Annotated in this window: 18 protein-coding genes and 1 pseudogene; 10 read left to right on the top strand and 9 right to left on the bottom strand. The window is 32.0% G+C overall.

Annotated features, from left to right (window positions below; translation table 11 throughout):
* Positions 1-97: 97 nt before the first annotated feature.
* The 6 genes from Q9B79_RS04515 to Q9B79_RS04490 all read right to left on the bottom strand — a co-directional run bounded on the left by Q9B79_RS04515 (position 98) and on the right by Q9B79_RS04490 (position 3,639).
* A complete protein-coding gene (locus Q9B79_RS04515) occupies positions 98-493 on the bottom strand; it encodes a hypothetical protein (protein WP_000847587.1) in 396 nt (131 codons plus the stop codon).
* A gap of 77 nt (positions 494-570) precedes the next feature.
* Positions 571-813 (bottom strand): GlsB/YeaQ/YmgE family stress response membrane protein, encoded by a 243-nt coding sequence (locus Q9B79_RS04510; RefSeq protein ID WP_000638306.1) that lies wholly within the window; start codon positions 811-813, stop codon positions 571-573.
* A gap of 171 nt (positions 814-984) precedes the next feature.
* Positions 985-1,950 (bottom strand): nucleoside hydrolase, encoded by a 966-nt coding sequence (locus Q9B79_RS04505; RefSeq protein WP_306182783.1) that lies wholly within the window; start codon positions 1,948-1,950, stop codon positions 985-987.
* A 77-nt stretch (positions 1,951-2,027) separates the two neighbouring features.
* Positions 2,028-2,216, bottom strand: coding sequence for a DUF3970 family protein (locus tag Q9B79_RS04500; protein WP_000621879.1), 189 nt, complete (start codon positions 2,214-2,216; stop codon positions 2,028-2,030).
* A 69-nt stretch (positions 2,217-2,285) separates the two neighbouring features.
* Positions 2,286-3,071 (bottom strand): class I SAM-dependent methyltransferase, encoded by a 786-nt coding sequence (locus tag Q9B79_RS04495; protein ID WP_306182782.1) that lies wholly within the window; start codon positions 3,069-3,071, stop codon positions 2,286-2,288.
* A gap of 196 nt (positions 3,072-3,267) precedes the next feature.
* Positions 3,268-3,639 carry a hypothetical protein gene (locus tag Q9B79_RS04490; protein WP_306182781.1) on the bottom strand — a complete coding sequence of 124 codons (372 nt, stop codon included), beginning with the start codon at positions 3,637-3,639 and terminating at the stop codon, positions 3,268-3,270.
* 479 nt (positions 3,640-4,118) lie between these two features.
* On the opposite strand from Q9B79_RS04490, the gene Q9B79_RS04485 reads away from it, so the two are divergent.
* The 9 genes from Q9B79_RS04485 to coaW all read left to right on the top strand — a co-directional run bounded on the left by Q9B79_RS04485 (position 4,119) and on the right by coaW (position 10,469).
* The gene (locus Q9B79_RS04485) at positions 4,119-4,271 is read left to right on the top strand and encodes a YqbF domain-containing protein (RefSeq protein WP_074610053.1); all 153 of its coding nucleotides are present in this window, start codon (positions 4,119-4,121) and stop codon (positions 4,269-4,271) included.
* Between the two features lie 169 nt (positions 4,272-4,440).
* On the top strand, positions 4,441-4,875 hold the full coding sequence (exsC, locus tag Q9B79_RS04480; protein WP_306182780.1) for an exosporium protein ExsC: 435 nt from the start codon (positions 4,441-4,443) through the stop codon (positions 4,873-4,875).
* Positions 4,876-5,176: 301 nt separating this feature from the next.
* Positions 5,177-6,379, top strand: coding sequence for an MFS transporter (locus Q9B79_RS04475; RefSeq protein ID WP_306182779.1), 1,203 nt, complete (start codon positions 5,177-5,179; stop codon positions 6,377-6,379).
* A 151-nt stretch (positions 6,380-6,530) separates the two neighbouring features.
* Complete coding sequence (locus tag Q9B79_RS04470) at positions 6,531-6,833, top strand: hypothetical protein (RefSeq protein ID WP_306182778.1); 303 nt, start codon at positions 6,531-6,533, stop codon at positions 6,831-6,833.
* A gap of 177 nt (positions 6,834-7,010) precedes the next feature.
* Complete coding sequence (locus Q9B79_RS04465) at positions 7,011-7,373, top strand: hypothetical protein (RefSeq protein WP_306182777.1); 363 nt, start codon at positions 7,011-7,013, stop codon at positions 7,371-7,373.
* A 134-nt stretch (positions 7,374-7,507) separates the two neighbouring features.
* Positions 7,508-7,714 (top strand): DMT family transporter, encoded by a 207-nt coding sequence (locus Q9B79_RS27060; RefSeq protein ID WP_479688753.1) that lies wholly within the window; start codon positions 7,508-7,510, stop codon positions 7,712-7,714.
* Between the two features lie 177 nt (positions 7,715-7,891).
* Positions 7,892-9,091 carry an LL-diaminopimelate aminotransferase gene (locus Q9B79_RS04455; RefSeq protein ID WP_306182776.1) on the top strand — a complete coding sequence of 400 codons (1,200 nt, stop codon included), beginning with the start codon at positions 7,892-7,894 and terminating at the stop codon, positions 9,089-9,091.
* A 56-nt stretch (positions 9,092-9,147) separates the two neighbouring features.
* Complete coding sequence (locus Q9B79_RS04450; RefSeq protein ID WP_306182775.1) at positions 9,148-9,546, top strand: 3-hydroxyacyl-ACP dehydratase FabZ family protein; 399 nt, start codon at positions 9,148-9,150, stop codon at positions 9,544-9,546.
* A gap of 92 nt (positions 9,547-9,638) precedes the next feature.
* On the top strand, positions 9,639-10,469 hold the full coding sequence (gene coaW / locus Q9B79_RS04445; RefSeq protein WP_306182774.1) for a type II pantothenate kinase: 831 nt from the start codon (positions 9,639-9,641) through the stop codon (positions 10,467-10,469).
* 6 nt (positions 10,470-10,475) lie between these two features.
* Here the strand turns inward: coaW and Q9B79_RS04440 are convergent, their stop codons facing one another.
* The 3 genes and pseudogenes from Q9B79_RS04440 to Q9B79_RS04430 all read right to left on the bottom strand — a co-directional run bounded on the left by Q9B79_RS04440 (position 10,476) and on the right by Q9B79_RS04430 (position 11,916).
* Complete coding sequence (locus Q9B79_RS04440) at positions 10,476-10,985, bottom strand: 2'-5' RNA ligase family protein (protein WP_306182773.1); 510 nt, start codon at positions 10,983-10,985, stop codon at positions 10,476-10,478.
* Between the two features lie 117 nt (positions 10,986-11,102).
* Positions 11,103-11,327, bottom strand: a pseudogene (locus Q9B79_RS04435) (CcdC protein domain-containing protein); the annotation flags it as partial.
* Positions 11,323-11,916: a DUF4825 domain-containing protein gene (locus tag Q9B79_RS04430; RefSeq protein WP_306182772.1), complete on the bottom strand. Its 594-nt coding sequence runs from the start codon at positions 11,914-11,916 to the stop codon at positions 11,323-11,325. The pseudogene Q9B79_RS04435 and the gene Q9B79_RS04430, both read right to left, overlap by 5 nt.
* A 440-nt stretch (positions 11,917-12,356) precedes the next feature.
* Here Q9B79_RS04430 and Q9B79_RS04425 point away from each other — a divergent pair, with 440 nt between their 5' ends.
* Entirely contained in the window at positions 12,357-12,497 is a 141-nt protein-coding gene (locus Q9B79_RS04425; RefSeq protein ID WP_306182771.1) for a YrzI family small protein, read from the top strand.

The raw sequence follows: 12,497 nt of genomic DNA, 5'->3' as shown, positions 1-12,497 counted from the left end.
TAATCAAACCATCTATCACCATCAGAAATCCAATTTGTATATTTTGCTTTAGAAAATGAAAAAAGCTGCCCAAAAGGACAGCTTTACATATGTATTTTTACACTTCGATTGACTTACCATCTTCAACAATATGATAAAGTAAGTGAGCTAAATGATGAATTGGGCCATACTCTTCCTCTTCTTCATCTGTTTCACCTTGGAACTCAAGATCATTTAAGTATAATGCTAAAAATTGATAGTATAGTTTTAAATCAAATCCGTAGCACGCAGTTGGCTCTTCATGATCGCCTTCGTATTGTAACATTAAGTATTGATCGTTTCCTTCTGCATCTTCTGCGTCAAAGAATACGAAGAATCCAACGTTTGTATCTAAATCAAATAGATGACGAGTGCCTTTTTCTGTTGCTTTATTGAAGTCCTCTTCACTTAATTTATGTACTGTTGTCGCTTTAGCATTATCTTCTTGATGGAAATTTACTGTAAATGTTTTCAATGCTGACACCTCCTGATTGTATAATACTAGCATAACATATAAAAAGGACTGCTTACAAATGTAAACAGTCCTTACATTCATTTTCGCATTGCTCGTAATAAGAAGCTTACGATGAAAATTAAAATGATCGCACCGATTAAAGCTGGAATAATTGCATATCCGCCAATGACTGGACCAAAACTACCAAGTAATTTCGAACCAACCCAAGAACCGATAATACCAGCAATAATATTACCAATTACACCACCAGGTACGTCCTTTCCAGTAATTAAGCTCGCAAGCCATCCTAATATACCACCAACGATTAAAGACCAAATCATATAATAACCTCCTTTATATTTTACCAATCAAAATATAATTAGAAACAATTGCTTACCATTAGTTATGTTACATTTTTCAGTAGTTATTCATACAAATCAACTATTAGATTATTTCAAAATAATGAACGCCAGTTTTTCGACTCGAGGTTGATGTTATTCATAATACACATATTAAGGACAGTCAGGCTTTAATATTGTCCGCATAAACTCTTCTTTAAATGCAGGATAGTTAAAACCAACTGCAATTTTTTGAATTGGTCTATTATCAAATGTTGTTGGCTCGGCTATTTTTCTAAAATCTGCCACACTTTGTCCTCTAGTTACGTCATTTGTCGTACTGATCCAAACTGCTGACTTTTTATATTCAAAAATATCATCATTAATAAAGGAAATGAACGGAAGTAAATCATGAATTGGACTTCCAGCAATACCCGGGTATTCTTTTTTATAAAAGTTCTCATAATAAAAATCAATCATTGGTTTAATAAGTTTCGCTTGTCCTGTTCCTTCTTTATTAATAATATCCACCATTTCAGGAGTAATGAGGGCTTCTTGCGTTACATTTAACGGAAAAATAGTCGCATTCTTTGCATATTTCATTACAATATTTGCGGCAATTGGATCTCCATAAAAATTTGCTTCTGATACAGGAGTAACGTTACCAGGAAATAAAAACGCACCTCCCATAATATAATAAGAACATATCTTATCCATTACATTTGGATATAATAAAAATAACGTCGCCAAAGTTGTTAATCGTCCTGTCGCTACGATAATAATATCTTCTGGACAAGGTTCAATTAATTTAATTAATTCACAAAAATTTTCTCGTTTACAAATCCTCATATCAGGTGGAATAATTGGGCCTAAGCCGTGTTCCCCATGAATTTCGGGGAAGAACAAAGGTTCTTCAGCAGTCATTGGCCTCGCTGCACCCTCAATGATTTTTACTTCTGTAGCATAGTATCTTTCTAAAAAATATACATTTTCCGTTACGATTTCTCGCGATACATTTCCATATTCAGCAACAATACCTAAAATATCTAATTTACATGTCTTATTTGCATATATTAAAGCCACCGCATCGTCAATACCAAAGTCTCCAAAAAAGATGATTTTCTTATTAACTATCCTCACCCCTCTTCATCACAAGCTACTATTATTATTATGTAAAAAAGACAAGGCTGTGAAACAGTGCAAACTAAAAAAGTCGCCTATTTATTGGCGACTTCGATCTTTTTATATGATAAATATGCTAATACATTTTTACTTGAATCGTATTTTGGATTATTCCCTTTTCTCGGTTCTCTCATATGTGTTTTTTCAAATCCAGGAATGTCTGGCATTTTCTCCATAAATTCAAGCATTTCTTCTTCAGTTCCTTCAATGCGTACGCGAATCATTATTACTTTTCCTCAATTCTCATTTTCTCTGTACTAAGTATAACGTACTTTGAAAAGACTGCAAGAAATTTATCTTTTTAATGTCGCGCTTTTTTTACATACAAACAGTGCCATTTCGGTATAAAACGAATTTATTTTATTATTTTCAATTTGAATATGAAAGAATTCTTGCATTTCAACTGGTGTTTTCATCATGCATTCTGTTAACTTCATACGTTTCTGCAACGGTACATTCATCATATCGCACCACCAGTCAAATTCAAATTTCTTGTCAAAAGTAAGACATGACTGCATTTGCAAACCATTTTTTTCTAACAAGGTAATCCATTCTGTTTTTTTCAACGCTCGTTCATGACTTGGATCCCGCTTTTTTTCTATAAAATTATAAAATGTATCATATTCATTATTTTCCGGTGAAACATTATCTATTAAAATAAACACTCCATTATCTTCTAACGTCCGATTTACTTCATAAACAAACTGAGCTGGATTCGTAAAATGATGTGCTGCAATTCGGCATGTTATCGTATCAAATGAACAATCAGAAAACGGTAAACTTTCAGCATTTCCAGCGACAAAAGATACATTTTCATGTCCATTACTTATAATGAAATTTTTCGCATTCTCTAACATTTTTTCTGTTAAGTCTAAAGCGACTACTTCTTGAAACAATGGAGCTAATACATTCGCAACATGTCCTCCGCCAGTAGCAATATCAAGAAGGCGATTATTATGACGAGACTCAACTTGTTGAACTACATATTGTAAATCCGGCCCTTTAGCATGAATTTTACTTTTCACATACTTTTCCGCATTATTACCAAACTGTTGTTTCACAAGTTCTTCTTTACTCATTTTATCATCTTCTTTCTATTGTTATTTACATATAGGATTCATGTAATAATTAAAGTTCTCTTTATGTATTTTCAAATCCTCTTTTCGACTCATTTCTTACTATGCTATCGTATTATCAATCTAATATAGATTTTACGTTTTATTATGAAACAAAAAAGGCTACGGGAACTTGTCCCCTAACCTAATTAAATATCTATTACATTTTTACTTTTTTATATGCATCTATATAATATAAATCCACTTTTAACTTCATAATAAAGTCTATTTCGTTATAAGTAGCCTCACGAGCATGTAGTAAACCAAATTGATCCATGCCAACCCATATCCAACCAGGTGTATGGTATAGAACATCTATGTTAAAATACTCTAATTTAGTAAGCTCAGATTTAATAAATTTATTTTTATTCGCGGTTTGTTTATCTATTAAACCATATTCTTTTCCATTTTCCAATAGCGATATAATTCCCCCTACAATCGGATGTTCACGAACAATAAAGTGATATTCCTTTCCCTCCACATTCGCCACAATTAAACGAGAATCAGTTAAATCAGACCTTAAATTCGACATCTTTATTTATTCACCTCCTTTATGAGTTTCACCAATATAATAACATTTAAATATTTAAATACAGTTAATTTAATGTAAAAAATAAAAAATCTGACTCCCTTTTAGAAGTCAGCCTTGATACTTTGAATATCTGTATACTTTTATAAATGATTATATTTTTTCTTTTTCCTCATCGTTCCCGGAAACTAAATTCCCAATAGCATCAGCTGTTACTTCAACTACAAATTCACAAATACCTGCTACAACTTCTCCAATCACTTCATCCATCTTTTTTACCCCCTTATTTTTTATAGCTTATTTGTAGTATAGAAGAGATTGGTTATTTTTAACTATCGGAAAACATGACAACAACATTACATTTTTGTAAGCTTATTCAATTTACGTAGCTTCTATCCTTTGAAACTCTAAGTATGATTCACAAGCATATAGACCATCATAATATTAGGTAAGTTCTAATTATGCTAAAGGAGGTGTGTAAAATTTACTACGTAAAATTAATTAAAGGTCAATCATTCTATGCTTTTGATCACCGTTTCTTAATGTATGAAGAAGAAGAGGTTTCCGAGAAAGTTTATAATTACTTACGTCGAAATGAATTTTTTGAAGTACGCAAAGAAGAATATTCTGCATAACTACAAAAAGCATCAAGAAAAATATCACCTAATTGTGTTATTTTCTTGATGCCTTCATTTAATCTTCCTCTTTTCAATAATTGTGCTCAATTCTCTTAAAACTTTCTATTATTTGTCCAATCTATTTTATCGTAAATTTCATATTTTAGTATATGAGGAGGTGAAGAATATGACTCATATCATTGACTATCAAGCTACTCAGCCTATAAGTAAAACGGGTGAAACAACTTTTGCAATCCCAGCTGCTCCAAATAAAGCAATTCTAGCAAATTTGAAATTGAGAATTTCAAGTAGAGATTCACGTAATAATAGAGTAGAATTAATTGCTACAGTTGGTGTAGAAGGTATAACTGAGATTTCACAAATTTTATTCCGAATTTTCCGTGACAACACTGAAATTTTCAATACACAAGTAGGCATTGAATCTACAGGTTCTGAACAATTTTACGTTCAAACATTTCAAGCTATAGATCAAAATGTTAGCAGTGGATCACACGAATATTCATTAACTGTAGAAAACCTTACTAGCGGTGCAAGCGCAGAAGTTGTTGGTCCTCTATCTTTTAGCGCTTTAGCTATTGGACAAGAGCGTAAATGCTGCTAAGGGAATCTAATATTTCATTTTGTACTTGAGAAAAGCAAGAACGTAGTATGTACGTTCTTGCTTTTTTATTTTCCATTTATTTGTCCTTATCAATTGATACTTCATCATAATTTTTTACATTTTCATTACTTATTCCATCAACTAACACATCGATTTTTCGACAAATCAAAAAGATTGAAATCGGCTGATGAAACACGTAATATAGACTCTGACTCTAAAAAAGTTCGTTACTAATAATACATAAAATAAGGAGGTTTTATAAACGAATTTTTCATTTTAAAAGACGGAGAGGTTTTATATTATGTGGCGTAATAAAAATGTTTGGATTGTATTAATTGGGGAGTTTATTGCTGGTTTAGGGTTATGGCTTGGTATTCTTGGCAACCTTGAATTTATGCAAAAATATGTCCCTTCTGATTTCATGAAATCAGTTATATTATTTATCGGACTATTAGCTGGTGTTCTAGTTGGTCCTATGGCAGGTCGCATAATTGATCAGTATGAAAAGAAAAAAGTTCTTCTTTATGCCGGGTTCGGTCGCGTTATTAGTGTTATTTTCATGTTTTTCGCTATCCAATTTGAAAGCATCGCCTTTATGATTGCATTTATGGTTGCCCTTCAAATTTCAGCAGCATTTTATTTCCCTGCATTACAATCTGTAATCCCACTCATCGTACGTGAGCATGAATTATTACAGATGAATGGCGTACATATGAATGTAGGTACAATCGCTCGTATTGCAGGTACTTCACTAGGTGGAATTCTTTTAGTTGTAATGAGTTTACAGTATATGTACGCCTTCTCAATGGCAGCGTACGCTCTATTATTCCTCTCAACTTTCTTCCTACAATTCGAAGATAAGAAATCAACAACACCAAGTAAACAAGCTGCAAAAGATAATAGCTTTATGGAAGTATTTCGTATATTAAAAGGAATTCCTATTGCTTTTACAGCACTTATATTAAGTATTATCCCTCTATTATTTATAGCTGGATTTAATTTAATGGTAATTAACATAAGTGAAATGCAACATGATCCAACGATTAAAGGCTTTATATATACCATTGAAGGTATCGCATTTATGTTAGGTGCTTTCGTTATTAAACGTTTATCTGACCATTTCAAACCTGAAAAATTATTATATTTCTTCGCAGTTTGTACCGCTTTTGCACACCTTTCGTTGTTCTTTAGCGATATAAAATGGGTGTCACTTACATCATTTGGTTTGTTTGGTTTTAGTGTCGGTTGCTTCTTCCCTATTATGTCGACAATCTTCCAAACAAAAGTGGAAAAAAGCTATCACGGCCGCCTCTTCTCATTCCGTAATATGTTTGAGAGAGTTATGTTCCAAATCGTTTTACTCGGCACAGGTTTCTTCTTAGATACGATTGGACTGCAATATATGGTACTCATTTTCGGTGTTATTTCATTATTAATTATTTTCATATCGCTATCTAAACAGAAACAATATGAAAAACAACCTTCACAATCTGCGAATTTATAACATACTTAAAGAAGCATGGATTATTAGATTAATTCATGCTTCTTTGTTATATAAAACCTTCTTTATTATGCTTATTGAAATTATTTAAAGGAGTACCCCTTTTTGCATTCCAATATAGTATATTAACCAGATATATACTGGAGGTGCGAAAATGTCTGATGGTATACAAGTATTAATTATCCTGCTTTTTGTAATTGCTATGCTTAGCATCCTAAACTTTTTAGCCATTTCCTTATCTAGACATAGCTTTAAAAGAAGAATTGTGTCAGGCTTCGTATTTTTACTGCTAACACCTATTATTTTTTTGACAACTACGGCACTTACTTCTATTTTCGATAATGCTAGTTTTGGAGCAATTAACCTAACCTCTTCGATTGTAAATGTGTATATTTTAAACGGCATTTTCATTTTTCTTTCCGCTTCATTTATCCTCAGAAAACAAAATATAAGATAGTACACTAGGCATGAATCTGGATTACATTCGATTCATGCCTTTTTATTTTAAAAACCTCATCTTTCTCCAATTTTTATGTGAAATTAAATAATTCTTTATAAAAATTTAAACTTTATTTATTACAATATCCCTATTGTATTCGCACGTTTATTAAAAACGAAATGAAAGGAGCACAAAATGAAAAAAATTCTATTGATTATTCCTATATTCATCGTTCTACTTAGCGGATGTAGCAATAATGATATTTATGGTTCTTGGGAAGTCATTGACAACAAAAATGGTCTTTGTCCTGCGTCTTATAAATTTGAAACAGTTGTAAAAGAAGAAAAGAAAGAAAAAATTGTTCAAAACTTAGTAGAAATGCAAACAACGAAGAAAAAAGAAGATTTATACAAGGGGTCATTTGTCAAAAATTCTAATGTATATCACATTGATTATGGTAACTCGTTTACATCGGATCAAACTTTACAAGTTGACGATGGCAAATTAAACGTATATTTTTATGCAGTGGAAAAATTATGTACTTATAAAAAGAAATGATTACACTTCATATAAAACGCAGAAAATATTTTCTGCGTTATTTTTATTTTACAAAACCTCCCCAAAAACATTTCCCACTTTTAAATCTTTAAATTTAGATGTAGTATTATACAATAACAATATTTTAATGTGAGGTGCTTTTTTTGAGAAGTTTAAGTTCATTAATTGTATCAACAATCTGTTCCATTCTCCTAATCCTATGGAACGCATATTCATTTTATGAAAAATTCACGACAGGAAATTCATACTATTGGCTTAGTGGTATATTAGGCCTCGTTTTCGTGTACTTTTTCATCCAAAATATGCGGGATATACTTAACAAAAACTACAAAACATCCTAAACCATCTAGAAAGATATAATAAACAGTTCAGTTAACCGCCCCTTTCAAAAAAGACTAATCCTCCTTCTAAATTTGTCAATCGTTTTAATTTTCATAAAAAAATGATAAAATGTACTCATGTGTTTTCAGAATAATTAAAAACGTAGAAAGAAAACACTGTTTTTAGGAGGGGTTTTGATGACTTACACGTTAGCAACTAGAATGAAAGCATTCCAATCTTCTATATTTAGTGAATTAGGGGCCTATAAAAAAGAAAAGATTGCAGCAGGTCACAAAATGATTGATTTAAGTATTGGGAATCCTGATATGCCACCTGCTGATTTCGTAAGAGAAGAAATGGTACATACAGCAAATCAAAAAGAAAGCTACGGATACACATTAAGTGGTATTCAAGAATTTCACAAAGCTGTAACTGAATATTACAACAACACTCATAATGTTATATTAAATGCCGATAAAGAAGTTTTATTATTAATGGGGTCACAGGACGGACTCGTTCATTTACCTATGGTTTATGCGAATCCGGGAGATATTATATTAGTTCCTGATCCAGGATATACAGCTTATGAAACAGGAATTCAAATGGCTGGTGCAACATCTTACTACATGCCTTTAAAGAAAGATAATGATTTCTTACCTAACTTAGAGCTAATTCCTAAAGAAATTGCCGATCAAGCAAAGATGATGATTTTAAACTTCCCAGGAAATCCGGTTCCAGCAATGGCTCATGAAGATTTCTTTAAAGAGGTAATCGCATTCGCGAAAAAGCATAATATTATCGTTGTCCATGATTTTGCTTATGCTGAATTTTATTTTGATGGTAAAAAACCAATTAGCTTCCTCTCTGTACCTGGTGCTAAAGAAGTTGGCGTAGAAATCAACTCTTTGTCAAAAAGTTATAGTTTAGCAGGTAGCCGTATTGGATATATGATTGGAAACGAAGAAATTATTCGTGCACTTACTCAGTTTAAATCCAATACAGATTATGGTGTGTTTTTACCAATTCAAAAAGCAGCATCAGCTGCACTAAGAAATGGTGCTGCTTTTTGTGAGAAAAATCGAGTTATTTATCAAGAACGTAGAGATATTTTAGTTGATGGATTCCGCACATTTGGTTGGAATGTTGATAAACCAGCGGGTAGTATGTTTGTCTGGGCCGAAATTCCAAGAGGTTGGACTTCTATAGATTTCGCTTATGCATTAATGGATCGTGCGAATATCGTTGTTACACCAGGTCATGCATTTGGACCTCACGGAGAAGGCTTTGTACGTATTGCACTTGTTCAAGATAAAGAAGTGTTACAACAAGTTGTTGAAAACATTAGAAATAGCGGTATTTTTTCTCTTGAAAAAGTAAATGAATTAGTTAAAAATTAATGATAACTCCCCTGCTTAACTGTAGCAGGGGTATTATTCATTGGAGGTATTTTCATATGCATATTACAGACACACTTCCCCATCGTTATCCATTTGTAATGATTGATAACGTAACAAATGTAAAACATGGTGAGTCCGTTACAGGATATAAACTAATTACAAATAACGAGTGGTTTATAAATGATAGTCAACAACATATGCCTCATATGTTAATTGTAGAAGCGCTTGCTCAGCTTAGTGCATTTGTACATACTAATGACTCTGAAGGGCTAGGCTTCCTCTCCTCATTAGACGGGGTTGAATTCCACGGAAAAGCATACCCCGGTGATAAACTGGATATACATTATGAGCTAACTCGTAATCGTCGAGGTTTTATTCTCGGTAAAGGTACTGCAACTGTTAACGATCAACCGATTGTAACTATAGAGAAACTATTAATATATCAAGCAGAATAGAGACGATGTAATTCTACAGGGGCTCTATCTTCTACAAATTCGTTTTACTAACATGAACAGCGTAAATAAATAACTTGGTTAGGGGCGGAAAGATGGAAAGTACTATCGGTATCGATGCTGGTGGAACATTAACGAAAATTGCTTATTTGGACGAACGAAAACAATTAGCTTTTCAAAAATTCTATTCAAATGAACAAGATAGAATAATAAATTGGCTTAAGAAAAACACTCGTATAAAAAAAATATGTATTACAGGTGGCAAAGCAAAACAATTACAGCAACTACTTTCAAACTCATATAAAATAGTAGAGCTCAACGAATTTGAAGCTACTCTTGTAGGTGTCCGATACATATTAAAAAAAGAAAAATATGATATAAACAACTTTATTTTAACAAATATCGGTACAGGTACTTCCATTCATTACGTTTATAATGACAAATATGTTCGCGCTGGTGGAACTGGTGTTGGCGGCGGTACAATTATGGGGCTTTCAAAATTATTAACAAATATAGATCATTTTGAAGATGTGATTCCATTAACAAAAGTAGGATCTAGAAAAGAACTAGATATTACGGTTGGAGATATTTACGGTGGCATTCTCTCACCTATTGATAATAGCTTAACTGCTAGCAATTTTGGTAAAGCCGTTACTTCAGAATCAAAATATAATAGCTCAGACATACTTGCTACTATACAAGGACTTGTCGGTGAAGTCGTTACTGCATTAAGCCTTCAATTCGCCGAAACAAAAAACATTGAGCATATTATTTATATCGGTTCCACTCTATGTAATAACGTACACCTTCAAAATATTATTCATAGCTACACAAAATATCAAAATAAAACACCTATTTTTTTACAAGATGATGGTAATAGCGGTGCGATTGGTGCTTTACTTTATGTTATGAATAAAAAAAGCTGACTTCTGTCAGCTTTTTTGCAACGGTACTTCAAATTCAATAATTGATTCCCCGTTTTCTCCAATTCGCTCTACACTAATTCTATTAATTACACATTGTAACTTTTCATGGAAACTATGAATATCTTTAGCTGCTTCAGTAGCTAACTCAGCACTTTCTTTTCTCCCGACTGTTACATGGGGTATATGCGGAATATCCTCTTTCAAAAATTGTATTAAAGGTCCTGTGTACAGTAAATCATGTAGTTCTTCTATTTGTTTTTGCCCCTTTTCAACTCGTAAAAATAAATATTCCCCTTCACCGGTAATTTGATTCGCAAATTCAATTTCTATCTCTTGTATCCCTTTTGACAATTTTAAAATATGTAATTTCAGCTCATCATTTGAAATCGAGCTTTCAAATGGGAATATAACTGTAATATGCGGTGGGATTAAACCAAATAAAGGGTCATGTTTTTTCCTAATATCCTCAATTTCATTAATAGACATGTCGTTTAGAAAAAGTAAAATTGTGCGCATTTTTATATCCCCTACTTTCTCTTTTTATATTCATCATATTGTATGGTAGCTTGCACTTCAACAAATGATTTCAATTACATATAAAAAGAAAAAACTTCTCAAAAGAAAAGTTTTTTCTTATATAACATGATTATTATTTTCCCGCCAAACTTTCCTAAACTTTATATAACAAGCAATTCTCCACGGAATGATATACGATACTGCAACTAAGTAAAATAATAGACCAATTGTTCGTTGATCTAAATCCACAATAAATTGTCTTGAACCATATCTTAAAACGACAAGTGCAATAAAAGTAATTAAAAAGGCTGCACTTTTTTTCGTATAAATATTCCCATCATTTCAACTGCTGCACTGGATATTTAGTAAATAAAGATTTCCGAAACTCTTTATCATGTATAAGCATTGTAATTTTTTCGTTATTATCGTTAAGGAACTTTACTACTTTCTTTTTATCCCATATATCATTTTCTTTTGGGAAATTATCAAATTTTTCATACAGGATTAATAGTATTTCTTCTCTTTTTATCGTGAAATTTTTATTTTCTACTTGAAACTCGTAGCTTTTTGCATTTGGTACTAAAATCGCTAGATAAATAACGTTAAAGAGAAAATTCTTTTCCATCGTATCCTTACCATCAAACCAATATGTCTCAAGCATATCTTCTGTCAGAGTTCCATTTACTTTTACACCATAGTTTACCTTTATACTTTCATTCTCCAAACTAATACTTTGAAATGTTTCGCCACCGGGTAAATGATTAACAATTGTAACCACATCTGAGTTATTACCAACGTATGTCCCAGCATATTTCTTAAAGTCACCAGGTTTCACATCAGATATTTCTTTTATTTTTTCTCCTCTAGAACACGCAGTAATAAATAAAAAAATTATTAGCATAACAACTACATTACGATGCATATATTTCATTTAGCATCCCCCATTTTTATCGATATTTCGTTAATTACAATACAACTTCCCAAAATCCTTTAAAATATACGCATTTTAATCAAAATTAAAAATTTTCAATTTTTATGTTTACAATTATCCATTAATTGTATATACTTACTAACGTAAGAAAAATATTCTAAAAGGAGGTCGAATAAAATGATGAGATTACAATTACATGCTTTAACTTTGGCGTTGACTGCACCTGTGTTTTCTGGACAATTAAATATGAATTCGACCACCCTAATGGAGAATTGAACATCGTACATTATTTCGATTAATTCATAAATTCGCCACAGGAGGTCGTATACTTTCCTGTGGCTTTTTGACGCCCTGCCATAGGAGAACTATATCTTCCTGTGGCTTTTTTGTGCGATTTTTTAGCCTCTTACATCATTTTTTTAAGAAAGGAGCAACATTCGATGACTATTAGCGTATTGTTTTTAAGTATTACGATTCAAAGAAATAAAATTTCTAAAGATGAAATGTTTCATAATGAGCAAATTGAAACAGCTATGAATGATGTTAAGGAGCGCCAAGTACTTTATTGTGATCACATGTAA

The sequence above is a fragment of the Bacillus sp. MHSD_36 genome, assembly GCF_030757775.1.
In the GTDB taxonomy this organism is placed as follows: Bacteria; Bacillota; Bacilli; order Bacillales; family Bacillaceae_G; genus Bacillus_A.
The sequence above is the reverse complement of the archived record's forward strand: the minus strand, read 5'-3'. Positions and strand labels throughout refer to the sequence as shown.